Source organism: Comamonas testosteroni TK102 (assembly GCF_000739375.1).
Taxonomy (GTDB): Bacteria; Pseudomonadota; Gammaproteobacteria; order Burkholderiales; family Burkholderiaceae_C; genus Comamonas; species Comamonas brasiliensis.
Window position 1 is genome coordinate 969,180 of the sequence record NZ_CP006704.1, and the last position, 23,682, is coordinate 992,861.

Annotated in this window: 18 protein-coding genes and 1 tRNA gene; 7 read left to right on the top strand and 12 right to left on the bottom strand. The window is 57.8% G+C overall.

Features of this window, described 5'->3' with window-relative positions; genetic code table 11:
* Nucleotides 1-22: 22 nt before the first annotated feature.
* The 7 genes from O987_RS04385 to O987_RS04415 form a co-directional block, all read right to left on the bottom strand.
* Nucleotides 23-304, bottom strand: a complete 282-nt coding sequence (locus tag O987_RS04385; RefSeq protein ID WP_003058435.1) for a hypothetical protein — start codon at nucleotides 302-304, stop codon at nucleotides 23-25.
* On the bottom strand, nucleotides 301-1,725 hold the full coding sequence (gene creD / locus O987_RS04390) for a cell envelope integrity protein CreD (RefSeq protein WP_003058433.1): 1,425 nt from the start codon (nucleotides 1,723-1,725) through the stop codon (nucleotides 301-303). Before creD ends, O987_RS04385 begins: the two co-directional genes overlap by 4 nt.
* A 107-nt stretch (nucleotides 1,726-1,832) precedes the next feature.
* The gene (gene creC, locus O987_RS04395; RefSeq protein WP_003058432.1) at nucleotides 1,833-3,287 is read right to left on the bottom strand and encodes a two-component system sensor histidine kinase CreC; all 1,455 of its coding nucleotides are present in this window, start codon (nucleotides 3,285-3,287) and stop codon (nucleotides 1,833-1,835) included.
* A gap of 5 nt (nucleotides 3,288-3,292) precedes the next feature.
* On the bottom strand, nucleotides 3,293-3,976 hold the full coding sequence (locus O987_RS04400) for a winged helix-turn-helix domain-containing protein (protein ID WP_019043280.1): 684 nt from the start codon (nucleotides 3,974-3,976) through the stop codon (nucleotides 3,293-3,295).
* Nucleotides 3,977-4,006: 30 nt separating this feature from the next.
* The gene (gene rapZ / locus O987_RS04405) at nucleotides 4,007-4,924 is read right to left on the bottom strand and encodes an RNase adapter RapZ (RefSeq protein WP_003058428.1); all 918 of its coding nucleotides are present in this window, start codon (nucleotides 4,922-4,924) and stop codon (nucleotides 4,007-4,009) included.
* Nucleotides 4,925-4,928: 4 nt separating this feature from the next.
* Nucleotides 4,929-6,686, bottom strand: coding sequence for a DNA repair protein RecN (gene recN, locus O987_RS04410; RefSeq protein ID WP_003058427.1), 1,758 nt, complete (start codon nucleotides 6,684-6,686; stop codon nucleotides 4,929-4,931).
* Between the two features lie 2 nt (nucleotides 6,687-6,688).
* Nucleotides 6,689-7,588 carry an NAD kinase gene (locus tag O987_RS04415; RefSeq protein ID WP_003058424.1) on the bottom strand — a complete coding sequence of 300 codons (900 nt, stop codon included), beginning with the start codon at nucleotides 7,586-7,588 and terminating at the stop codon, nucleotides 6,689-6,691.
* 29 nt (nucleotides 7,589-7,617) lie between these two features.
* On the opposite strand from O987_RS04415, the gene hrcA reads away from it, so the two are divergent.
* From hrcA to O987_RS04455, 7 genes are all read left to right on the top strand, one after another.
* Nucleotides 7,618-8,625 (top strand): heat-inducible transcriptional repressor HrcA, encoded by a 1,008-nt coding sequence (hrcA, locus tag O987_RS04420; protein ID WP_003058393.1) that lies wholly within the window; start codon nucleotides 7,618-7,620, stop codon nucleotides 8,623-8,625.
* Between the two features lie 52 nt (nucleotides 8,626-8,677).
* Nucleotides 8,678-8,754, top strand: a tRNA-Ile gene (locus tag O987_RS04425).
* Between the two features lie 315 nt (nucleotides 8,755-9,069).
* On the top strand, nucleotides 9,070-9,918 hold the full coding sequence (locus O987_RS04435; protein ID WP_144244885.1) for a hypothetical protein: 849 nt from the start codon (nucleotides 9,070-9,072) through the stop codon (nucleotides 9,916-9,918).
* A 99-nt stretch (nucleotides 9,919-10,017) separates the two neighbouring features.
* Nucleotides 10,018-10,461, top strand: coding sequence for a helix-turn-helix transcriptional regulator (locus O987_RS27710; RefSeq protein ID WP_235214244.1), 444 nt, complete (start codon nucleotides 10,018-10,020; stop codon nucleotides 10,459-10,461).
* 115 nt (nucleotides 10,462-10,576) lie between these two features.
* The gene (locus tag O987_RS28605; protein ID WP_144244886.1) at nucleotides 10,577-11,476 is read left to right on the top strand and encodes a helix-turn-helix domain-containing protein; all 900 of its coding nucleotides are present in this window, start codon (nucleotides 10,577-10,579) and stop codon (nucleotides 11,474-11,476) included.
* Nucleotides 11,477-11,575: 99 nt separating this feature from the next.
* Nucleotides 11,576-12,445 carry a hypothetical protein gene (locus O987_RS27505; protein WP_144244887.1) on the top strand — a complete coding sequence of 290 codons (870 nt, stop codon included), beginning with the start codon at nucleotides 11,576-11,578 and terminating at the stop codon, nucleotides 12,443-12,445.
* 149 nt (nucleotides 12,446-12,594) lie between these two features.
* Nucleotides 12,595-14,421, top strand: a complete 1,827-nt coding sequence (locus O987_RS04455; protein WP_043370961.1) for a UvrD-helicase domain-containing protein — start codon at nucleotides 12,595-12,597, stop codon at nucleotides 14,419-14,421.
* Between the two features lie 483 nt (nucleotides 14,422-14,904).
* Here the strand turns inward: O987_RS04455 and O987_RS04460 are convergent, their stop codons facing one another.
* From O987_RS04460 to O987_RS28610, 5 genes are read right to left on the bottom strand one after another with little or no spacing between them, the layout of a single operon-like run.
* Entirely contained in the window at nucleotides 14,905-17,625 is a 2,721-nt protein-coding gene (locus O987_RS04460; protein WP_043370962.1) for a DEAD/DEAH box helicase, read from the bottom strand.
* Nucleotides 17,622-19,343: a site-specific DNA-methyltransferase gene (locus O987_RS04465; protein ID WP_043376086.1), complete on the bottom strand. Its 1,722-nt coding sequence runs from the start codon at nucleotides 19,341-19,343 to the stop codon at nucleotides 17,622-17,624. Before O987_RS04465 ends, O987_RS04460 begins: the two co-directional genes overlap by 4 nt.
* A gap of 8 nt (nucleotides 19,344-19,351) precedes the next feature.
* Complete coding sequence (locus O987_RS04470) at nucleotides 19,352-21,148, bottom strand: AIPR family protein (RefSeq protein WP_043370963.1); 1,797 nt, start codon at nucleotides 21,146-21,148, stop codon at nucleotides 19,352-19,354.
* A gap of 4 nt (nucleotides 21,149-21,152) precedes the next feature.
* Nucleotides 21,153-23,477: an AAA family ATPase gene (locus O987_RS27510; RefSeq protein WP_051962112.1), complete on the bottom strand. Its 2,325-nt coding sequence runs from the start codon at nucleotides 23,475-23,477 to the stop codon at nucleotides 21,153-21,155.
* Complete coding sequence (locus O987_RS28610) at nucleotides 23,474-23,665, bottom strand: hypothetical protein (protein ID WP_144244888.1); 192 nt, start codon at nucleotides 23,663-23,665, stop codon at nucleotides 23,474-23,476. Before O987_RS28610 ends, O987_RS27510 begins: the two co-directional genes overlap by 4 nt.
* Between the last annotated feature and the right edge of the window lie 17 nt (nucleotides 23,666-23,682).

A 23,682-nucleotide genomic window follows, 5' to 3' on the forward strand; every position in this document is an offset into this window, starting at 1 on the left:
CCTTTTTTCATGGCTGCAGATTTCAGAAGCGCAATCTGGGCATCAGCATGGAACAGCGCAGCCCCATCAAGGCCAGCCACAGGGCCCTGGCCTGCGGGTTGCTGCGCTGCGCTTGCAATTGCCGGCCCGCGGTCACCACCTGCTGGCGCAGGACTTGCTGTGCCCTGCGGTCGCCTTGGCGCTGTGCGCTCAGCCAGAGTTGCTGGTATTGCTGCACGCTGAGCTGGCAAGGCTCGCCGAGCAGATGGCGCGACGAAACGTTCAGCAAGGCCTGAGCCTGCGGGGTGTGTCGTGACTGGCTCATGCGGCCTCCTCTTGTTTCGAAGACTTGTCCGGCACGTCGCTCTCGCTGCGTCCAAACGCGTACCAGTCCACATGGCGGGTGCAGATCATGACCAGGGCCAGCACGCCGAACAGGGCGATGGAGCCGACGACCAGAGCGGTTTGCTCCAGCTGCAGCAGCACATACAGCAGGCCATACAGGGCCGAGATGGCAATCGCGAACGGCAGGCCGCGTCTGATGCTGCCCAGGATATGGCTGGCATAGAAAGCCAGCAGAGCCACGCAGGAGCTGGCCGCAATCGCATAGGCCGTGGCAAAGCCCAGGTGTTCGGACAGGCTGATGAGCAACAGGAAGAAGCTGCACAAGGCCGAGCCGACCAGCAGGTACTGCACGGGATGAACGCGCAGCTTTTTCATGACTTCGAAAAGGCCGACCGCGACAAAGGTCAGGATCACAAAAAGAATGCCGTACTTGGTGGCGCGCTCGCTCAGCGAGTAGACATTGACGGGGTTGACGAACTCCGTGTCCATGGTTTCGAGGCAGGGGCCGCTGTCGTCATGGCCGCGGGTTGCAGAGGCGGCATAGGTTTCCGAGCTGCCCCAGTAGCCGGGGCTGCAAAGACGTTGCTGGCGGGTAAAGGCCGTGCTGGCAGAGGTGGCCAGCGAGGACAGCTCCCAGCTGGCGGTGAAGCCGCTGTCCGTCACTTCGCGTCGACTGGGTAGAAAGCTGCCGCCAAACGAGGGATGAGGCCAGTCGGCAGTCAGCGTGACCTTGCTTTCCGTGGCGATGGGGCTGAAGGCGAGCTGCTCCGTGCCCAGCAGCTGCAGCTTGAGCTCCAGGTTCAGGGCTTCGCCTTTTTTCAGCAGGCTGGCATCAATCTCTGCCTGAATGCCTTTGCCGTAGCGCTCCAGCGGCGTGCCGGATTCGACCGCCAGATCCTGGCCGTTGGCCAGCAGCGTTGCGCTGCGGATGCCGCGCGGGTCGCTGAGCGCAAATGCCACAAGGACCTTCTTGCAGCGCACCACGGCATTGGGCTCGCTGGGCTTGGGCAGCTCGGCATACTGCGCGGCATTGGCAAAGCCAGCCGATATCTGGTCGTGCAGCACATAGGTGTTGATGTGATGCAGGCCGCGCGAGCGCTCCTCCATCTTGGCATTGGCATCGTGGTTGAGCGTGTCGGGCAGCAGCATGCGCTGGAATTCCCGTGTGCTGTATTCGATTTTCTTGCCATTGGTCGTGCTGGTGGTTTCCGTGCAGTTCTGCACCAGGGCCGGGCCGATCAGCGTCTGCGTGCCGGCCAGGCTGGAGACCACGCTTTGCACGGCGTAGTCGCGGTTGCGGATGCGGTCTTTGACCACATCCTGAATCATGGACAGGCCGGCCATGAGCAAGGCCAGAACGATCAGCAGTGAGACTGTCTTGAACAGCAGTCGGTTTTTCATGCGTGCTCCTGAATGAGGGATTTCAGGACGCAGTGTCGGCAGCGACTGTGTGGACCCAATGAAGTCTGTGAAGCGGGTGTGAAGTCCTGTCCGAAAGTCTTGATCGCTCAGCTCTGGGGAGCGAAATCCAGTGTCACGGCGAGACCGGGGTGACGATTGCGGACCTGGATGCTGCCGCCATGAAGATGCATGATGCGGGTGACGATGGACAGGCCCAGTCCGGTGCCGCTGCGCTCTCCGTTGGGTCTGGGAGTCGTGAAGAAGCGCTCGCCCAGGCGGGCCAGCAAGGGCTCGGCCACACCCGGGCCCCGATCGCTGACGGTGATGCGGTGCGGGGCCAGCTCAAGCTCGATCACGCTGTTCTCTGCAGAGAAATCCAGGGCGTTCTGCAGCAGATTGCTGATGGCCAGGGTCACCAGGCCGGCCTCCCAGGGGCCGCTGCTGTCCACGCCGCTCAGGCGCATGGCCATGCCGCGTTGCTCTGCATGGCTTTGCAGGGAGTTCATGGCTTGCCGGGCACATTCCATCAGGCTGCAGCCATGGCTGGTGTCCAGTTGCTGGCGCTGCTCGAGACGGCTGAGCTGGAGCAACTGGTCGATCAGGTTCTGCAGGCGCAGGCTCTGGTCTACCACCTGTCTGGCAAACATGGCCCGGTCCTGGGGCGGCAGCTCTTCCTGCAGCAACTCGCCGGCGCCGCGGATGGCGGCCACCGGGCTTTTGAGTTCGTGGGTCAGGGCGCGTACATAGCCCTCGATATAGTCGCGCCCTTCCAGGCGCTTGCGCATATTGTCCATGGCCTGGGCCAGCTCGCCAAGCTCGCCGGGCATGTCCGGTATGGCCGCAGGAGCCGAGGCCTGCGCGGGGTGGGCAGACTCGTTGAGCGTGGGGGCCTGCACCTGCTGTGCATAGTTGCGCAGCCGGCGCACGTGAAGCACAAACCACCAGGTCACCGCACAGCCGACGGCGGCGGACAGCAGCACAAACAGCAGGCCGCCGCGCAGAATTTTCTGCTCCGCGCTGTCGACGATTTTCTGTACCGAGCTGGAGGGCTTGGAGGCAGTCAGCACCCCGGCAATCTGGCCGTCCACCATGATGGGCGCCGAGACATACATGACGCTGCTGGATTCGTCCTCCTTGACGGCTCGCGTGGTGCGTGCACCGTATTCACCGCGCAGCGTCAGATAGACATCGCGCCAGCGCGAGTAGTCTGCGCCCTGGTCCTTGCCCTGCGAGTCGAACAGCACCATGCCCCGGGCGTCGGTGACGGTGATGCGCAGATCCAGCGTGGTCTTGCGTGTGTCCCAGATCCAGGCCTGTATCGGTTTTCGCGTGTAGCCCTGCAGCTGGGTGGCAAAGGCGCTGTCCGCACCGGCTTGCAGCCGGCCTTTTTCCATGTCGGCACTGGCCAGCGTGGCCAGCGCATAGGCGGTCTCCACCAGCGTGTCCTCGGTCACCTTGCGCACGCTGGGCTTGATCTCCACTATGAAGACGCGCAGCACGAAAAAGGCGGCCAGGCCGTTGATCAGGAAGAAGGCAAAGAAGAGACGCAGGCCCAGACGCATACCGGCTATCCGGGCTGGTTCAGGCTATAGCCCAGACCGCGGTGGGTGACGATGAGCTCCTGATCGGGCAAGCGCTCGCGCAGTTTGGCGCGCAGGGTCTTGATATGGGTGTCCACCGTGCGGTCCGTGCTCTCGCTGTCCAGCCCCCAGATTTGCTCCAGCAAGGCGTCGCGGCTCAGGATGCGGCCCGCTGCGTTGACCAGGCTTTGCAGCAGCTGATACTCGCGCCTGGTCAGATCCAGCGCCCTGCTGTGGATCAGAGCCCGTTGGCCTTGCTCATCTATTTGAAGTGCTTTCGCAAGCTGGGCCGGCGCTGCAGGCTGAAATTGCTTGGAGCGGCGCAGCAGGGCGCGGGTGCGCGCCAGTAGTTCGCGCGGGCTGAAGGGCTTGGTCAGATAGTCGTCCGCGCCCAGTTCCAGGCCCAGAACCTTGTCCATCTCCTCGCCTCTGGCACTGAGCACCAGTACCGGAACAATGGAGCCGGCAGAGCGCAGCTCGCGGCACCAGTCCAGGCCGTTGCCGTCGGGCAGGCCCACGTCCATGAGAAGCACATCAAACGTTGTCCTGCTCCATTGCTGACGCGCATCGGCGATCAGCAGGCTGTGGGTGACGGCAATGCCCTCGCGCTCCAGAGCGTAGCAAACCGTGCGTGCAATGGCCGGATCGTCTTCGAGCAGCAGCACATGCATGGCTGACGTCTGGGGGCTGAGCATGCGGGGTCAGAGGATCGGGGTTTCCGGGGCCAGAAACTGTTGAGAGACCTGAATGAACTTGTCGCGGAAATCCAGCGAGCGGTGGCGGCGCACGGTGGGCCACTGCTTCTCGAAATGCCTGGCCAGGGCTTCGACGAGAAAGACCGAGCGGTGCTGCCCGCCTGTGCAGCCTATGCCCACGGTGACATAGCTGCGGTGGTCTCTGGACAGCAGCGGCAGCCAGCGTTCGAGGAATTGCTGTATGTCCAGCTGCATCTGCTGCACCTCGGGCAGGGCTCCCAGATAGTCGGCAACCGGCTTGTCCAGGCCGGTCAAGGCACGCAGTTCCTTGTCGTAGAAGGGGTTGGGCAGCATGCGCACATCAAACACATAGTCCGAGTCGATGGGCATGCTGTGCTTGAATCCAAAGGACTGGAACATCAGCGTCATCTGCCCTGCCGGTGCTTCGATGATCTGCTTGATATAGCTTTGCAGCTGCGCCGACTTGAGATCGCTGGTGTCGATGACGATGGAGCGGTCGCGCAGCAGGCCCAGCAGCTCACGCTCCTTTTCGATATCGAGCTCCAGTGCCTGGCGCTCGTTCGTCAGGGAGCCGGGCGATAGAGGGTGGCGCCTGCGGGTTTCCGAAAAGCGTCTGATCAGCGTTCCGCTGTCGGCGTCGAGAAAAATCATGCGCGGCATCAGTCCCTGCTTTTTCAGGCGATGCAGCTGATCAGGCAGCTGAGGCAGGCCCTTGGCACTGCGCGCATCCATGGCAATGGCCACTTTCTCGTCCTGATGGGTGAGCTTGAGCTCCACAAAGGACTGCAGCAATTCCGGGGGCAGGTTGTCGACGCAGTAGTAGCCAGCATCCTCCAGCGCGTGCAGCGCAACGGATTTGCCCGATCCGGACATGCCGCTGATCAGAACAATCTCCATGGACATGATTTCACACTCCTCTGACTTTGCCGCTCTTGCGGACTGTCGTGCTGGCTTTGGCGCTTCGGGCCGGGGTGGCCGATGGACGCAGGGCGCTGTTGGCGGCCTGCTTGCCAGGCAATCTTGCCATGGCCAGCATTTCTCTGGCATGGGCCATGGTTGCTTCGGACAGGTGCTCGCCGCCCAGCATGCGGGCCATCTCCATCTCGCGCTCCTCGCCCGCCAGCGGGTCCACGCTGCTGATGGTGGTGTTGGATTTGGGGCGCTTGGTCACCCGGTAATGCTGGTCTGCATAGGCTGCGACCTGGGGCAGGTGGGTGACGGCCAGCACCTGGCGCGACCCGCCGAGAGAGTGCATGAGGCGGCCCACCGTTTCGGCCACGGCTCCGCCGACGCCGGAATCCACCTCGTCAAAGATCAAGGTTCCGGCCTGGCCCAGCTCGCTGGTGGTCACCGCAATGGCCAGCGAGATGCGCGACAACTCGCCGCCTGATGCCACCTTGGCCACCGGTTTGGGCGTGGCGCCGGTATGGCCGGCCACGAGAAAGGTGATGCCGTCCGTGCCGGCCGGGCTGGCGGCTTCGGCATGCTCCAGCTGCACTTCGAAACGGCCGCCCTTCATACCCAGACTTTGCATGGATTGGGTGATGGCGCGTGACAGGCGTGGTGCAGCCAGGGTGCGCTGCTGCGAAATTTTGCGCGCCTCGGCCTGATACTTGAGATGGGCAGCCTGCTCTTTGGCGCGCAGACCCTCGACATCGACGGCGGCATCCAGCTGGTGTAGCTCCTGCTTCCAGCCTTCGAGCAGGGCGGGCAACTCTTCGGGCGTGCGCTTGTAGCGGCGCGCCAGCTGCATCCACAGCGACAGGCGTTCGTCGAGATCGGCCAGCAGTTCGGGGTCCAGATCGGCGCGGCGCAGATAGGCCTGCAGCGAGTGGCGGGCATCGTGCAACTGGGCCACACAGGAGCCGAGCACGTCGGCAATGCTCTGAAACTCGGGCTCCAGATGCTCCTGATCCTGCAGCAGGTGGTGGGCTCTGCCCAATGGGGTGGCCGCTCCCGCATCGTCATCTTCCAGCAGCTGCAGGCAGGACTGGGCAGAGTCCATCAAGGTCTGCGCGTGCGACAGGCGCGTGTGCTGGGCGTTGAGCTCATCCCATTCTTCGGCGCGCGGCGACAGCTTGTCCAGCTCGGATATCTGCCATTGCAGTCGCTCTCGCTCGCGCTGCAGATTGTCCTGGGCCGAGAGCGCCTGCTCCAGAGCCTGATGGCTCTGGCGCCAGTCCTGCCACAACGACTTGAGCTGGGCGGTTTCAATACCGCCGTAGGTATCCAGCATGGCGCGTGCAGCGTCCGGGCGGGTCAGGCTTTGCCAGGCATGCTGGCCATGAACGTCGATCAGCTGATCGCCCAGATGGCGCAGCTGCGTGGCCGTGGCGGGCGAGCCATTGATCCAGGCGCGGCTGCGGCCCAGACTGTCTATGACGCGGCGCAGCAGCAAATCCTGCTCCTGCGCAAACCCCGACTCTTGCAGCCATTCGTGCAGATGGGGCGGGCAATCGAACTCGGCGCAGATATCGGCCTGGGGGCAGCCTTCGCGTACCACCTGTGCATCGGCGCGTGCGCCCAGCACCAGTTGCAGGGCGTCGAGCATGATGGATTTGCCGGCGCCGGTCTCGCCGGTAAGCACCGTGAAGCCGGTTTGCCAGTCCAGGTCGAGTGACTGAACAATCACAAAGTCCCGCAGGACGATGCGCTTCAAGGCCATGGTCAGACGCCTCCCTCGTTCCAGCCCAGCTTTTTGCGCAGGGTGTCGAAGTAATTCCAGCCCTTGGGGTGCAGAAAGTGCACGCTGTGATCGGCGCGGGTCACCAGGATGCGGTCGCCATGCTGCAGCGATTTCAGGGACTGCATGTCAAAGTTCGCGCTGGCATCGCCACGCCCGCCCACCACCTCGATAGTCACCTCCTGGGCGTCCGAGAGCACGATGGGGCGGTTGGAGAGGTTGTGCGGCGCGATGGGCACCATCACCCAGGCCGGAATCGAGGGGTGCAGCATGGGGCCGCCGGCCGAGAGCGCATAGGCGGTAGAGCCCGTGGGGGTGGCCACGATCAAGCCATCGGCGCGCTGGTTGGAGACAAAGCTGCCGCCGACCTCGATGCGCAGCTCCACCATGCCCGAGGTCGAGCCACGGTTGACCACCACGTCATTCATGGCCTGGGCTTCAAACACGCACTGGCCGTCGCGCATTACGCGAGCATTCATCAGCGTGCGTTCGTCTTCCTCGTACTCACCTTGCAGGATGGGCGTGATGGAGGCTTCGAATTCATCCAGGGCGATGTCGGTGACAAACCCGAGGCGGCCCTGGTTGATGCCGACCAGCGGGGTGCCATAGCGCGCCAGATGGCGGCACACGCCCAGCATGGTGCCGTCGCCGCCCACGACCAGGCCGAGGTCGCAATGCTTGCCCAGACCGTCCACGTCCATGCTCGGGTAATCGGGCAGGCCCGCATAGATGGCCGACTGGGTATCCAGAATCACCTCACAACCCATGCTGCGCACATAACCGGCAATCCGTTGCAGTGCTTCGCTGGCTGCATCGGACGGAACCCCTGCTGCCGGTGTGTGGTACTTGCCGATCAGGGCAATATGGTGGAACGTGGATGTCATCTGGGAAATTACATCATTAAAATGAAATCATGCTCGACGAACGTGCCAAGTTATTGCTCAAAGCGCTGATCGAGCGTTACATCGCTGACGGTCAACCAGTCGGCTCGCGCACTCTTTCACGTGCATCCGGGCTTGAATTGTCGCCTGCCACCATACGCAACGTGATGGCCGACCTGGAAGAGATGGGCCTGATCATCAGCCCTCACACATCGGCAGGCCGCGTGCCGACAGCCAGGGGATACCGCCTGTTTGTCGACACCATGCTGACCGTGGACCGCTCCGATCTTGTAACGCCCGGCCTGATGCCCGAACAGCCGCAGAAGGTGATCGCCAATGCGGCCAACCTGCTGTCCAACCTCTCCCAGTTTGTGGGCGTGGTCATGGTGCCGCGTCGCAGCTCCGTCTTCAAGCATATCGAGTTCGTGCGTCTGTCCGAGCGGCGCTTCCTGGTCATCATCGTCTCGCCCGAGGGCGATGTGCAAAACCGCGTGATCTTCACCGATGTGGATTACGAGTCCTCGCAACTGATAGAAGCCTCGAATTTCCTCAATCACCATTACGCCGGCTTGACAATGGAGGAGGTGCGCACGCGCCTGCAGACCGAAGTGGAGCAGTTGCGTGGTCAGGTGGCCAGCCTCATGCAGGCGGCGGTGAATGTCGGCGCCGAGGTCATGAGCCACCACGATCGCGAGGATGTGGTGATCGCCGGCGAGCGCAATCTGCTGTCCGTGAGCGATTTTTCCAGCGACATGGGAAATCTGCGCCGTGCTTTTGACCTGTTCGAGCAGAAAACGCAGATTCTCAGGCTGCTGGATTTCTCCAATCAGGCCGATGGCGTGCGCATCTATATCGGTGGAGAGAGCCAGACCGTTCCTTTCGAAGATCTATCCGTAGTGAGTGCTCCCTATGAGCTCGACGGCAAGGTGGTAGGCACTTTGGGAGTGATAGGCCCCACGCGCATGCACTATGACAAGATGATCCAGATTGTAGATATCACATCCAAACTGGTGAGCAATGCTCTGAGTCACAAGCGTTAGGCCCTACAATGGCAGAGTTTTTCTGATGGCGGCCATGGCTGTTGTCGGTGTTGGGGCGTTAGCTCAGTTGGTTAGAGCAGAGGACTCATAATCCTTTGGTCGTCGGTTCAAGTCCGCCACGCCCTACCATAAAACTGTTGTAAATAAAGAAAAGCTCGCTATATAAAATGTAGCAAGCTTTTTTGTTTTTATTTCTGGTTCCGGTTTGGTTCCGGAATTTTGCGAGATGTTGCTATGCTTCTTTGGACGTAGTGAGTCCAAATGGCTGATCTGGATGGAAGCCCTTCTGGAAATTTTTTCACAGACGCGGATGATGTTCTATGCGACTGATGTGCTGTTTTTATATGCGCAACACCGCTCGTTTTCGTCGAAAAATGTGAAGATTTTTCCATGCTTAAGGCATGATGGCTGCGAAAAAATGCTTTTCGTCGCCTCCAAATTTCCATGCCTACGACGCGCCTTACATCACTTGAACATGCTCAGTCAGATCAGGCATTGATCGCTGATTTTGAGGATGAGTTATCAACATCTGGAATGATGGCATCCGATTCGCTGCAATCTCAAATGAGCAAGGCGAAGTACAAGCCGCACTGGGCTAGCTGGAACGAGCGTCCCGTTGCAACGGTTAGGGAGGCGGTGTGCTTGGTTCATGGAGTAAATCCTCCAGCCTATTCCAGGCTCGATGACGAGGACTCTCGTCGGCTTCACTTTGGCCCACATCTTAAGACTTTGAAGCAGATGATCACCTACGTTGGTGGTGTCCGGATTGCGCCAGGGGAGGACTATGAGTGTGAGCCAGGAGATGGCACTCGTATCGTGCTGCGTGATTTCGTGGATCAGGTTCGCGCCGGAAGGTTGTTCAAAGGCTTTGTTTTTCCTGAAGAGTTTGTAGGGCTGAATCCCCCACTACCCTTCGAGTTTGAAGAGAGGGCGAGTGCGTCCTTCTTAAGTAGTGAAGCGGCCCTTGCCCCTCAACAAGAGGAGGGTACCAACGAAAGGCCAAGTAAATCTTGGGCACGGCTTTTGGTACTTATGGCTATTGAACACTACGGCTTCATCCCAGAATGGCCTCCAGAGAAGCTGTCGGAGCCAATGAAGGTTAGTGGGTTGTATCAGCCGCTCGCGACCCTGAGTGCAAAGCATGGGGTTCCTTACTTGAGGGATCGTGGAACGGTACGTGATGCTTTTATGGCCGCTGTTCAGAGGCTAGGTGAAGCTGAAATAGTCGCCATTCGAGACAAGCTTGATAAGAATGCGAAATCGGCCCAATCCTCTCCAGAGACGCGCACGTAGAAATTTGAAAAACCAACGTGGGAATTCATTTTCCCCAGTTCCAACGATTTCCAACGAATTCCAGAATGCAAGGCATCAGCACTCACAAAGCCTTGCATCATGAATCCTCCCCTCTCCGCGAACAGCGGTACCCGTATGTTGTTCGCTCAAGCTTCTGTGGCGGCTCGTTCTCGCGTCTTCCAACAGTTGAAGCGTGTGGGTAAATCGACGGTGTCGCAGAGCCTGCACTTCGATACTCAGACTGCCACGACTGCACTTCAGGTGGTTCAGGAGGCCTCCATAACTCCAGAGAGTGCTGCTGAGTTTGACCGAGACGCCCGCTATAAAAAACCAGTCCACAAGCCGTTTCCAGTGATCTGTTTGGATGGCGACGGCTATATACGTCTCAATGACGTTCTGACGGTATATCCGGTCTCGCGTGCGGCATGGTACGACGGCGTCCTCAAAGGCATCTATCCCGCAGGCGTAAAACTTGGCCCCCGCTCAGTCGGCTGGTCTCGTGCCGCCATCCGCGAGCTCATCGCAAATCCACCGAAGTTCTGATCCCAGCCTAGCGCTGGTTCGCTGAACAGCCTCTCACTTTTCATCTGGCATGTACCTGTTGATTAGGTGCAGGGGCTTTGCTTTGTCGATTTATCCACTTGCGAATCAATAAATTATGAATGAATCCAGATCAATTCAAAGTCATAGCTCCAAACCTGAAGTGTCCGTTGAGAAGGAGGAGAAGCAACGCAGTCCTCAGGCCGATATAGCAAGTTCTCGCAAAGCGACAAATTTGACGGAATCTCGTTGCTATGGATTTTCGGCAGGTGCAGGTGTTTCTGCCACGTTAGTCGCTTATGGGGCAGCTGTTGACCTGTGGGCAACAGGCTCGGTTCTCGGGCTAATCGTAGGTAAGCAAAAAACCATCGAGATATTCGTAGCTGATCATGTTTCCGCAGGTGATCTGAAGCTGCAAGTGCCGCGTTTGGTGGATAGCGAAACCATTATTTCCGTGGTCGCCCCGAAGACTCCGAATCCCCCGGACTACCGCAGCCAAGAAGGCCGCGCTCTCGTGAGTCCGTCGCAAGCAGGGGGCTGCCGCATAGTGATTGTTCCGGTATCTAACAAGAAGACTCGTTGGTCAGAGGCAGATTTGAATGCGTTTAAACGCGCTGTAGTTGGCAAGAGCTCCCAAACTATCGTCATATTTCAGGGCCTGAACAGTGAGGAAGAGTCTTATTTGACCTCCTACTTCAATAGCGTGCTCAGACTCTGCGGCTGTGAGCCTGATGAAGGCTACGCATCAGCACATATGGCATCAGCTTTGCCCGGTAGCTTTCTGGCAGTGACAGGCCACCAGCCTGTGATCGAAAACATCCGAATGGATGCCGATGGTCGCATTGAGCGCCAGTGCCAGCCTTGTGTCTCTCCAGACAAGTTGACTCGTGAAATCTATCGCTTGCGCAAACAGGAAAAGTCGTTGGAGGAGATCGGTCAAGAGCTGGGCTTCAACAAAAGCACGATCTCGCGCCGCCTGAGTGCACTGCCTTTCGATCTGCGTGGCGACCGCCTGTGATCCCTGTGTTGCACGTGTTGCGTGAATTTTGGCTTTTCATCACAGAAGCAGATTTCGCGCACCAACCGCAACAGTCCTTAGATTTCTAGAGAGATCAACATGACTATCGAGAAGACAGCGGTGTCTTGCTGCAGCCGCTATCGGCCTATTCATGGGGTCGACCGTTTGACGATTTGGACGGATCGAACAGTATCAGAAGCTGAGTTGGAGGAGCTGCATGAACATTGCACTGATCTGAAAGTCAAGCACGGGCAACCTAAGTTTCAGGCCAACCGCAAATGCAAGCTGGAACTGTTTCAGCCCTCACGCGAGTGTCTGTGCTTGCTTCGTCAAATTCTTGGCGCTGAGATTAATGCCGATCTGACTTATGTGGAGTTGGCTCGCGATGTGACTTCAACCAAGGCGATGCGCATGGCGCTGCGCTCAGTGTTCCTCGGCGCAGTAAAGGTGCCGCATCAGCGGTCATGCTTTATCAAATATGAAGGTACCTACTACTGCGGTGACAGGCGCTCAGAAAATGATGGTCGCGATGGCTGTGTCCTGGCTCTGTACACGGATCGCTCCAGCAAAATCAATAATGCGCGCCCTGAGGCAGGTGCCATGAAGTGCTTTCACGTTGAACTACGCTTGAGTGGCAAAGCGGCTTTGGCTAAGCATGGCATTCGCTCGCTGGATGACCTCATCCATTTCAATCATAAGCAGCACTGGCAAACAAGCCTGAAATTCTATGTGCTACCCAGCAAGACCGAGCTGGGTCGTCTTCTGGCTGCGTGCTGTGGTGGCCGCATGGATGCCTCGGATACGGCTTACCTCAAACGTGCAAATCGCTGGTTGGAAAAGCACAGCTTGGACGGCCAGTTCATCATGCATAACGCACTGAAGGCCACTCCAGAATTGGAGCGCCGTTTGGCTCAAACCGACTGGAGCAGCCTGTTGGAAAGCGCAAAAAAGCTGATCCAGAGCTACTGATATAGAAGCCAATTATTTCGGAAAACACATCAAAAAGTAGGGCCGCTAAGAGCTCAAATTTTTTCAAAAAACATGTGTTTTCTCGGTGATTTCTTGATCTGCATGGCACATGCAATCACTGAAATTCAGGCCGTAAAACCATAACCCAGATGAAGCTAACCACTCATCAGCGCCAGATAGTGCAGACCACGCGGACATACGTGGAAGTGCACGCCAGTCCTGGCAGTGGCAAGACCACCACGCTCATCCAGCGTGTCAAGCACTTGATGCGCAGTGGAGTATCTGCGGATCAGATTCTGGTACTGAGCTTTTCCAACAATTCGGTAGATGAGCTCAGTGATCGACTACAGCGGAGCTTTGAGCAGAAGGGCAACTCTGGCAAGAAGTCTTCAACCAACAAGAAGTCTGCCCATGAGAGTCTGCCTGCCATAAAAACCATCCATGCCTTTGCCCGGACCGTGGTTGTGCAGTCTGGTGGTAGCGTTGATGTAGTCGCTCCTGCGGATAGATTCGCGTTGTTGAAAGCGGCCCTGTGTAACTGCCGTAAAGATGCCATTGATCGCAAGCTGTGGTACAAGCTAGATGGCACCAAGCGCCGGGAGCGCCTTGATCTAGTTCGCGAGCTGCAGAAGGACATGCACCGCTTAAAGCAGTTGCTGGAGGCAATGAACGTGGCGCAGGCTCAAAAGCAGGGTCTCCGTGACGTGATGACCGCACCGCAATTTGCAGACAGTCTTGAGCCCTTTGCACCCATTGCAATAGCAGTGCAGAAACGCTTAGCCCGTGCCAAGACCGTAGCAGGCAAGCTGGACTTTGGAGACATGCTGGAGCAAGCGGTAGCCGCAATTGAAAGCGGCGCACGCATCCCCTATACCCATGTGCTAGTCGATGAGTTTCAAGACGGCAGCGCCGCACAGAATCTGCTGCTTGCTGCATTGGCTGCGCGCGGTTGTCAGCTGATGGTTTTTGGCGATCCTGAGCAGGCCATCTACGGCTTTGCTGGAAACCACTACACGCCGTTGGACGAGGTTGTTGAGGGTGCCGTGGTCATGCCTTTGCCTGAGTCTCATCGTCTGCACCGCCAGAATGCTGAGTTGGCAATGGCTGTTGCTGGCAAGAACACGCAGAAGATCGTGACCACACGCGAGGGCGCGAAGCCGGTGCTGGTGACCAGTGGTGGTCCCATAGAGCAGGCACGCGCCGTTGTCCGCGATGTTCAGCAACTGTTGGAGCAGGGCGTTGATCCGTCTTCAATTGCAGTGCTTGCTCGTACTCGTGCAACCTTGAAGGCCTTGGAACAGAGCTTGTTGGCCCCAGGCATAGATACCGCGAGGAAGGGCGCTGGCCGTGATGTACGGCATGTTCAGCGCGTGCTGCGACTGGTTCGTCTGGTTGAACGGTATGCAAAGACCCAACAGCCAATTGATCCTGATGCGGTGGCGCATGTGGTTCGCAAAGTGAAGCTGGCGGACGCGCAAGATTGGAAAAGTAGGGCGCGTGGTCTGCAGAAGGCTGCAAGCTCGTCATCGCTGGAGGGCCGCTACAAAGAATGCCGGGACATTTACTTGAAAGTTCTTGGCGGTGTGCGTAACCACCCCAAAGCTCAGCGCGATATAAATTCTTGGCTTGCGAAATGCCGTGACTATGCCAGTAGTATTGAAATGCTCCGAGCCACCAAGGAAGAGAAGCCCGTAGTACAGACCATGACCATCCACGCAGCCAAAGGTGGCGAGTGGGATCATGTGCTTGTAGTCGGTGTTGCGGACGGCGAGTTGCCCATCTTCCATGCAAAGTCGGAGGCTGCGCTGGCAGAGGAGCGCAGGTTGCTGTATGTAGCCATTACGCGGGCTCGCCATACTGTTCGGCTGTATTACGCACCTACGCAACATGCTCGCGGTCGTAAAGCGTTTGGAGGATCGAGCCGCTTGCTAGAGCCTGCAAAGGTTCGACGAACTATGACTCAGGCTCGGGGCTAGCTTTTTAATGCTCTTGACAGCATCACTGCTGAACTGATGGCCGGACGGTATGCGCTGTCCGGCCATTTTTCGTTCCAAGAGCGATTTTTTGTCGCCGAGCCACCATCACATAGCCGAGCTGCAAAAAACGCCGCAATGGCCGTTTTAGTGGCATTTCGCTGGCATTGCAGAACATGGCCGATCTGCGGAAATGAGCGTACAGATGTTGATCGTCTGATGCTGTCCAAACTATCCAGTTGGCATCAAGTTGGTGACTGCTGGCTGTAACCAAAAGACCTTGCTTGAATAGATTGTTGCCTCAGGCGTTTCGATGAATATTGGTTCGCACTGCTCAATGTGAGAACTTCAATCCACTTTAGTAGATTATCCGAAAATGGCTGTAGTCCAAAGATAAACCGGGGTTGTCTATCTGCCTATGGGCAGTGCAGTAAAGCAGCTATCTAGGAAAGAGGCCGCTTCAAGAGTTCCGGCTCTACCCAGTTGCTATGCCTTCACCTCAAACCGCAGGAAGTCAGTCAGCCGTTCCGACTCCTTGATTTCATCGTGTGGCACCAGTAGGTAACGCCACGGCTTGCCGCCGACCGTTGCCGCATGGCTTGAAGCGTGCGAGCACCAGCGCACGGCTGCTGCAGCCTTTGACTTCACTTCGTCCGATGCCAGATCGTCGCGCTTCTTGGTTTCCACCATGAAGATCATCGAATCGGTCTCGGCAACGAAGTCGGGGATGTACTCCGGTTGCTCACTGCCCAGCTTGTAGTAAATCTGGAACTGCCCTTTGGCGGGCTTGAACCACTTCAAGGCATCGCGCTCCAGGATCACCGCGAAGCGCCGCTCGGTGTCCGAGTCAAACTTTTGCAGTGGGTACAGACAGCGCGAGAACCCGCCGAACAACATCTGCTTGATCTTGCTCAGCTCAGTCACCGTTTCACGGTAGTTGTGTGCCGTCTGCCCTGCGACCGCCGTGTAGTTGCACGGTTTCAGTTCTGTGAAACCTCGGCTGACCTGTACCTCGTAGTCAGTGGCTTCTTCCCAGAAGTGAGCCATCATCTCCGCCCTGATTAGGCGGGCCAGCTCTGCACCATAGGTGTCGAACACTTCATGCAGCTCGTTTTCGGAGTAGTTCTGTGCTTGGTAGTGGGCTACCGCCTGACCGGCCAAATCATAGAGCAACTCGGCCTGCGTGAAGTAGTCGATGTCGTCATAGTCGATCAGCTTCTTGACGATGTAGTCCTCGAAGCGCTGCTCTCTGATACCCGCCTCGCGGCTTATGGTGAACTGATGATTCGTGCGCAGCTCTTGGCCGACGATCTCCCGTTGACCCGGCTGGAAGTTGGGTAGTGTGCCCAGCTTGAACGGGTGGAAGCCGGTGGTGACCTCTCCAGTGGGCACCACCGCTATTCGCGGAATATCGATGGTTTGCTGCACCACGATTTCAGTGGTCTTAGACACGACTGCCGACAAATCAAGAGCAGGTGCGGCATCGTCTACTTCAGTCAGCAACTCCCCTTGGGCAGGCTTCAGCCGCTCGGTCACTTCAGCCAAGATGGCCGATTGCACCTCCGGGGTGAGAAGCGCATTGCTCGTCGGCACGATGTCACGTCTCACCTCGTATTTGCCGATTACCTCCATCACCACGCGAGCGGCTTGGCGCTCGCGCTCCGTCGTAAACACGGGGGCAGGCGCAGCAGCCGATGTTGCCCCCGCGCTGATAGGGCTGGTGGCAACGGGTGGGGGCTCCGCGAGACCCAGCCGCGCCATTGCGCTTGAGCTGACCTGCACGCTCACCTTCTTGTCGTCAGCGCTTGGTGCTTCTAGGATCACCTGCTTCAGTCGGATCGGCGAATCACCACGATTGGCCTCGTCGATGATCTCCTGGAACTTGTCGTGGGCCACGATGTTCAGCCTATCCACCGCAGCGACACCCGTTCGCTTGCCGTAGGGCAGGCGCAAGCCGCGACCGATGGATTGCTCGACCAGCGTACGCGCGTTGGCCGCACGCAGGGGAACGATGGTGTAGAGGTTCGTCACGTCCCAGCCCTCTTTGAGCATGTTGACGTGGATGACGATCTCGGTGGGCTCATCCACGCTCTCCACTGCCAGGAGCTTGGAGATCATCTCCTCCTCTTCGGCACCTGTGCGGCTAGAGTCAACTTGGATCACCTTGTCCGCATAGCGCCCTTCGTAAAAGGCCGATGACTCAATCAGCGTCTTCAGCTGCGAGGCATGCGTGGTGTCCCGCGCGATCACGAGCATGAAAGGCTTGACCACCTTCACGCCGTTCTCTCGGGCATAGGTCAGCAGTTCGACCTTGGTGGTCTCGTGCAGACGAACACCATCTTCCAGCTTGATCTTCTCGATTTCATCCGCCGAGTGCGCCTTGGCGTCAAAGTTGCGCTGGGTCACGGCTGCAGGCTCTTTGACGAAGCCGTCTTCCATCGCAAGCGCCAGTGGGTAGTCCATCACCACGTTCTTGAACGGCACAGGGCCGCGCGTGGATTCGACGAACGGGGTGGCCGTCACCTCAAGGCCAAACAAGGGCTTCAGTTCGTTGATGGACCGAACGCCGGCACTGGCTCGGTAGCGGTGCGACTCGTCCATCAGCAGCACCAGATCGTCCAGGCTGGCTAGGTGGTTGAAGTAGCTGTCTCCCAGCACTTCCCGCATCCGCTTGATGCGAGGCTCTTTGCCACCGCGAACCTCGGAGTTGATCTTGGAGATGTTGAAGATGTTGATGCGAATCTCACCAAACAATTCGCCGCCGGAGATGTTCTGCTGGTCGTAGTTGTCGCCCGTGATGATGCGGGGGGCGTTGATCGCTAACTCACCGATACCCTTGAAGACGTACTTCGGGGTGTTGGGTGTGAAATCCGTGATCAGCTTGTTGTAGATCGTTAGGTTGGGTGCCAGAACGAAGAAATTGTTGATGCCATGCGCCAAGTGCAGATAGGCAATGAACGCGCCCATCAAGCGCGTTTTGCCTACGCCGGTGGCCAGCGAGAAGCACAATGAGGGGAACTCGCGTTCAAAGTCCTCTAGTGTCGAAAATTCAGCCTTCAATGTGGCAAGGATAGCCGACACATCTTGGTCGTGGCCGAGCAAGGCGGGCGCGGATTCGATGGCGCGTACGAGCTTGGCAAGGGACTCCGCTTGCGGAGGGCGCAGAGACAGTCGGCCGGTGACGGCGTTCTGGACGCGTGCATTCATTCTTCGTTCTCCCCGAACAGACCGCCTTGCCCTGCGTTCGTGGCGGCGGATTTCTTGGTTTTGCGTGTGGCAGTGCCGCTTGTAGCCTCGGGCTCTTTGGCCGGTTCAGCCTTCTCCGCAATCGGCAGATTGGCGACGTTGAGGCTGTAGTCGTCGTGCCCCCACTCACAGCGGGCCAGCACCATCTTCGGAATCTTCTTCAGCGTCAGGTTCGGCCAGCGCTCGGATGCCTTGGCTGCGCTTACACCATGGAAGGCCGCGCAGCAGACGAGCAGGCTCTGGTCGCTGCCCACTTCATCCGACAGCGCCTGAAGTTGATCTGCAGACAGGTTCTGGGTGGTGACATAGATGAAGTCGCGTTCGCTGGAATGCCCGTGCCGCCACCACTGCACTTCTGATGGGGCATAGGTGAAACCTTCCAGCTTGGCGAGCGCTTCCGCCAGCTGCGCGGCGTTGTATTCGGGGTTGATGACCGGATTACCCCAACGGTCGCTGACGATGAGGCTAGGGGCGAGCTTGTAGTAGCGGAAGCCGCCGCCACCGCTCCATTCAACTACCTTTGAAATGCCGCCCTGGTCTTCACCGTTGACCACCATCTTCAGCCGAGGAACGATGTGTGTATGGCAGTGCTCGCCGAGCTCAACCATGATCCATCGCCGCCCCATCTTGTGCGCCACTGCGCCGGTAGTCCCGGAGCCGGCAAACGAATCGAGAACCAAGTCTCCAGGATTGGTTGCAATCTCTAAAACTCGCTTGAGCAGTCGTTCGGGCTTCGGCGTGCTAAACACATCAGCGCTGTTGAAAGCACGAACTTCCAGCTTTGCCTCGTGGTTGTGGCCAACCTCCTCGTTCGGCCAGAACGTAGATGGCGGGCGAGTTGGGCTCTCCTCAAGGTATTGCTTGACATAGATCTCCCACCTTCCGTCTTTCTGGATGAACTCCAGCTGATCCATATTTGCTGGGACGTTCTCCTTCTTCCAGCGCCATCGACCTTCAGTCCCGTCTGGCTTTACGGGAAAAATATCTTTTCCATCTGGTGCCGGAATGGGATACCACATAGAAGGTCGATTTTGACGCAGCGACTCCGAGCCTTCTTTTCGGAGGGAGCGACGCCGGTAATATTTGTTTGCCTTTTTGTCGAAGAAGCCGAATTGCGCTGCATTTTGATCTTTGGGCAGCTGGATTGGGAAAAATGCGTCGGTCTTCTGATAAACGAGTAGATGATCATGAGAAACGCTAAATCCTCTGGCATCCATGCGCTCGCTGTACACCTTTTGCCACAAGCAATTGGCGACGAAGTTAGCCCTGCCAAAGACCTCATCACAAAGAACCTTCAGGTAATGGGCTTCATTGTCGTCAATCGTGATCCACAACGAGCCATCGTCCGTCAGTAGTCGCTTAATGAGCTCCAGGCGATCCCGCATTAAACCCAGCCAAATGGAATGCTCCAAGCCGTCGTCGTAATGCGCAAACGCGCTTCCGGTGTTGTAGGGTGGGTCAATAAATACGCATTTCACTTGGCCCGAGAATTCCTGCTCCAGCGCCTTAAGCGCGAGAAGGTTGTCGCCGAAGATCAGCCGGTTATCGAAGATGTCATTCTCGGTTACGCGATGTGTGGCGTGGTAAGACTTCTCCGGGTCTTCGAGCAGGATGCGCGGCTCCAGCTTAGGGTGCTTTTCCTTCCCGATCCAGGTGAGTTCTAGTTTTTGCTTGCTCATAGCGGTGCTCATAGTTGCGGCGCACGGCTCGACAAATAGTCAAGCAGGCGCTTGCGTGGATAGATGTCCGCAGCAGTCTGAATATTGCGCAATGGGGCTATCGCCTGGTCGGCGGTCAGCGCAAAGTGCGTCTCCATCAGATCCGCCAGGAACGCAGTCACATTGCTCTGATTGCGGAAGTAGGCCAGTGGCCCCTCAAAGGTCAGGCGCTTTTGCCCCAAGCTGAACGCCTGTTGTCGTAATTGGTCGAGCGTGTCCGCCTGGCTAAGTAGTGCATTTATTGCCGGCACGTTGACAACAGCTGCAGCGCCTATTCGATTGCGCAGGCGCTTCATCATGACCGCTGTGATGACGTGAATGCCGTGGCGGTAGATCAGGCGTTCTTGGCTGCGTGCCGGCGCTCGCAGCTCGTAATCAACAACCAAGGCGCGGATGGCGCGGTGGCACAAAACGGCATTGACCAGTGCCGCGCCCGTTAGCGTGTTGGCGAAGAGTGCTTGGTACTCGGCGGAATCAGGTTTGGCGAGCCTCGCTGGGTCGCTCTTGAGCCACACGGCGTATCGAGGATCGTGTTGCTGTGAGGCCAGGGCTCTCAGCGCCTCATCCAGCGTAATCGCTGTGGGGCCGGTCGCCAGCGCCTCGGGGCGATAGTGATACTCGAATCCCAGGTGGGCGATTTCCTGCCGCAGCCGCTCTTGGTTTTCATCGAGCGACGCAAAGTTGGCGGTCTGGACAGGGTTCTGGTGGTTGCGGGCTTTGGTTACCCGCTTACCGAATGGCCCGTCCGCTGGTGCCTTGATAAGGGTGAGCATCACCTTTGCGTCGTCGATGTTCCTGCCCGGATGCTGGCGCACGAACTCGGCTGCCGACGCCACCGTCTGTGCGCCATTGATGATGGACAGTCCGCGAACCTTGAATTTCTTGGCACCGTTCTTGGTGGCCTTCGGCTCGATCAGGTCACAGACGGCAGTGACGCCATTGTTGAGATAGAAAAAGTCGCCCGGAGCATCGTGCAGGGTGGTCTTGATGGCCTTGTTGACATCGGACTTGCTGCTACCGAGAAAGTACCGGATGTTCCTTTCGTACAGGGCTTTGCCATGTGTCTGATGGAGCGTCACCAAGTCGCCCAAGCGCGCGACGCCGTAATACGTGCTTCGTGGATGTTCGACCTTTTCGTGCTTCTGCAAGGCGATTTCGGCGTGCACCTGTGCATAAGCTTGCTCCGCCAGTAGGTCGCGGGTGATCTCGCTCGCTGTGTAGTACTCCACTTGCTTGACCAACCGCTCTTCATCTAAGTCTTCGTCGCCGAGCAACGCCTGCAACGCATCGCTGGCCGTCTTGGAGATGCCATCGCCCGTGAAAGGCACAACCAACTTGATGTGGCTGCATGAGTCGAGCGCACTTTCGATGTCAGGCTTGCGGGCCTGCACATTTGCGTTGAAGGCGCCGAAGTCCTGCTTCAGTAGCAGGCGGATGCCCTCGCAGAACGGCAGAGCATCTTCCTGCTTGAACTGCTCCGACTCCTTCAGCTTCGTCTGTAATAGATACAGCGTCTCGGTTGTGGCGTCATAGTGGATCGCATCGAGGCCTTTGTCCTGATAATCGTCCACCACGGATACGGCAGCCGCTTGTGGTGTGATGTCGAGGAGCTTGTGCAGGACGAAGGCGCTGAAGGCACGCGAGAGTTGTTTGGCGGCTTGGTCGGCTGCGCTGACTTTGCCAAGGAGCGGTGGCAGGTACGGGACGAAGCGTGTTGCCAGCACTGTCTTCAGGATGGCCAGGTAATGCGGTTCGAGTGCGGCCATATCGTCAGCTCGGCTTTCTCAATGGATGGAGGCGACGGGTTTCTCCAGACGTTGCCCAGTAGCTACCTGACTTAGAGCTTCGTGGCCAGCCGGCATCTTGGTCGATGACGGCATCTGCCAATGCAAGCACCTCCAGACCGAAGGTGAGCGCATCGCTGTCGAGCAGCTCGAAAGAAATCTGATTGAAATGGCAGCCAAACACGTTTCGTACTTGAGCGATCTGTACCAGCTTGCTCAGGTGTGGTTCGAGGGCGAATGGGGTGTAAGTGACTTGCCCGTGCTCATCCTCTTTGCGATGCTCAACGCGCAAGGCCTTCTTCAATTTGCCGTCTATGGCGGGCAGCAGATCACCGAGGGTGTAGTTGCTGCCGACGCGTCGAGGTACGCTGCACTCATACGTCATCGTGAGGAAATCCAGAATGGCTTCCAAGACCACTCCCGCCTTGGCGCAAATTGCCTGAAGGTCGGGGTCTGTGGCATTGACCGAAGCCCTAAGCCGAGTGGTTTCCGGCAAGCTGTTTGCGTACGCAATGCCAGCTCCTAGCGACCAGCGGCGCAGCTCTACGAACTGGCATTGACCGTGCTTTAGCCATCCCCATCTCAGCTTGTGTCGCCACGGACCGTAGTGGGTGGTGACTAGGCAATGGCGAAACCTAGCAGTGACGTCGTAAACCATCTCGATGACTCGATCAACATGGGGCTCGTCTACGCTGCCCAGGACGTCATCAAGAACCAAGATCTTTTGTTCTGGCGCATCTCGTTCGGCTAGGGCCAAGAAGACGCAAAGACCAAGGGTGTCCAGGTGAGAATCACTGAAATAGGCCTGAGGCGGCGTGTCTGACTTGCCGCCGAACTCGGTGGTGATGTCTAGTGAGGCGCGGCGCCCTTCATCGAGGGCCAAGGAAATTTTGTTCAGCCCCTCGCCTGGGTGAACCATGTCGTAGAGCTCACCAACACGTTGAGCGATGCCGGCCAGAACGGAATCGGTGAACTGCTTGCGCTGTCCTTCAACGATATCCAGCATCTTTTTCAGGTGCGGCAGAGTTTCTTCATGCTCGCCGGCAGCCTGAGCGTTTTGCTCATAGGCAGTCAGGGCATCTTTCAGCGTGCCAATGAAGCGGGCGTCTTCCGCTAGCGTTGTTGATTCCAACGCCCAACTATCTCTAAGAGGTTGATTCAGCGTAAGCCAATCAGGCCACAGTGCTACATCGGACGGTAGGGCGACGTTTGGAAGCGAAATATCTGCAGAGAGCTGGTCAGAGCTGAACAACTGGGAAAGGCCCTGCGCAGCCAGTCCCGCAGCATGAATGGCGTCTTGCAATCGCTGCTTGGCGCCATTAAGAGCGAGTTCCTTCGTGCTGACTTCAAGCCTGGCTGCTTCAAGTTGGCCATACGCACTTTGAGATTCGATCCTTCGATCTACTTCAGCGGCAAGACCTTTGGCTCGTTCGGCACTGCCACAAAGGGGGCAAGTAGATGGATCAGGATGACTTCTCAAATGAGCTTGTGCTGCTTTGAGAAGACCCAAAATCTCCAAGTAGTCGGCGGCAACTGAATCCTTGAGCCCCGCTAGCTTGGCATTCGCTCCATTCAGCGCTGCCTCGCATTGACTGTGTGCAGCTCGTAGCGATTGGATTGTTGCTGGATGATTCGACAGCGCGTCCCATTTGAGGATCAGCTGATCTAGCATCGCTTTTCGGGCAACCAGGCTACTTCGATCTTGGGCAACCAAAGCTTTGGCCCACTCAATTTGACTGCTAGCCTGAGGCTTTCCTGCACGCTCCCAGAAGGACTCGATTGCCCGTTTGTTTTCATCAATACGCGCAATGACAATCTTTTCGTTATCTTCCGTATCCTTCACCAGTTTGCGCAACGAGTTCTCTGACGCTTCTGCTAGAGCGACATCCACAAAGCGGCTGATTGCTTGGTATCTCTCTGCAGGCTTGGCCTCAACAAGCTTAAGAATTTGGGCGCGTCGCAGCACCTCGACGCTAGGTCGCAGTGCGGCGTTGGCGACGTTGACGTTCGATTTTTCGAGCGAAGCAATGCAGTCACCTGCTGAAGTCTTCAATGTCACTCGAACGTCGGACGCATTCTTGCCGACAGTGGGCCAGTACTTATGTATTGCGCTGCCTAGGCCTCTGGTGTCCAGAGAGCCGACTTTTCCGTTGCCAAGCAAGTCCAACGCATCGCAAATGGTGGATTTGCCAGTGCCGTTCTCGCCGTAGATGATGGTGAGCTTCTTTCCCTTCTCAAATGTCAGCTCGACCGGCCTGGCGGCTCCCCGCAGTCCTTCGATCTTTATGCCCCCCAATGAAACTTTGCTCATGCGGCGCCCTCCGCCGTTGCTTTCTTCTTGTCTAGCGATTTTTGCGCAGCAAGTAACCAGTCTTCGGCTTTCATAGTTCCGGCCGATAGCTTGGGGCCGTATTGCTTGGCATCTTCGGCCAATACCAGTCCTTCCTGTACTAGCAAAGGAAGGAATGTTTCAACTAACTGCTCTGATGGTGTTTTCAATTTGTCCCCCTGGAGAA

Coding starts and splice junctions, on each gene's coding strand:
- rapZ (WP_003058428.1), bottom strand. CDS start 4,924: ATGTCCATGGAGATTGTTCTGATCAGCGGCATGTCCGGATCGGGCAAA.
- O987_RS04400 (WP_019043280.1), bottom strand. CDS start 3,976: ATGCATGTGCTGCTGCTCGAAGACGATCCGGCCATTGCACGCACGGTT.
- O987_RS04435 (WP_144244885.1), top strand. CDS start 9,070: ATGCCTACGACGCGCCTTACATCACTTGAACATGCTCAGTCAGATCAG.
- O987_RS04385 (WP_003058435.1), bottom strand. CDS start 304: ATGAGCCAGTCACGACACACCCCGCAGGCTCAGGCCTTGCTGAACGTT.
- recN (WP_003058427.1), bottom strand. CDS start 6,686: ATGGCCTTGAAGCGCATCGTCCTGCGGGACTTTGTGATTGTTCAGTCA.
- O987_RS04415 (WP_003058424.1), bottom strand. CDS start 7,588: ATGACATCCACGTTCCACCATATTGCCCTGATCGGCAAGTACCACACA.
- O987_RS04460 (WP_043370962.1), bottom strand. CDS start 17,625: ATGAATGCACGCGTCCAGAACGCCGTCACCGGCCGACTGTCTCTGCGC.
- O987_RS04470 (WP_043370963.1), bottom strand. CDS start 21,148: ATGGCCGCACTCGAACCGCATTACCTGGCCATCCTGAAGACAGTGCTG.
- O987_RS27505 (WP_144244887.1), top strand. CDS start 11,576: ATGACTATCGAGAAGACAGCGGTGTCTTGCTGCAGCCGCTATCGGCCT.
- hrcA (WP_003058393.1), top strand. CDS start 7,618: ATGCTCGACGAACGTGCCAAGTTATTGCTCAAAGCGCTGATCGAGCGT.
- O987_RS28605 (WP_144244886.1), top strand. CDS start 10,577: ATGAATGAATCCAGATCAATTCAAAGTCATAGCTCCAAACCTGAAGTG.
- O987_RS27710 (WP_235214244.1), top strand. CDS start 10,018: ATGAATCCTCCCCTCTCCGCGAACAGCGGTACCCGTATGTTGTTCGCT.
- O987_RS27510 (WP_051962112.1), bottom strand. CDS start 23,477: ATGAGCAAAGTTTCATTGGGGGGCATAAAGATCGAAGGACTGCGGGGA.
- O987_RS04455 (WP_043370961.1), top strand. CDS start 12,595: ATGAAGCTAACCACTCATCAGCGCCAGATAGTGCAGACCACGCGGACA.
- creD (WP_003058433.1), bottom strand. CDS start 1,725: ATGAAAAACCGACTGCTGTTCAAGACAGTCTCACTGCTGATCGTTCTG.
- O987_RS04465 (WP_043376086.1), bottom strand. CDS start 19,343: ATGAGCAAGCAAAAACTAGAACTCACCTGGATCGGGAAGGAAAAGCAC.
- creC (WP_003058432.1), bottom strand. CDS start 3,287: ATGCGTCTGGGCCTGCGTCTCTTCTTTGCCTTCTTCCTGATCAACGGC.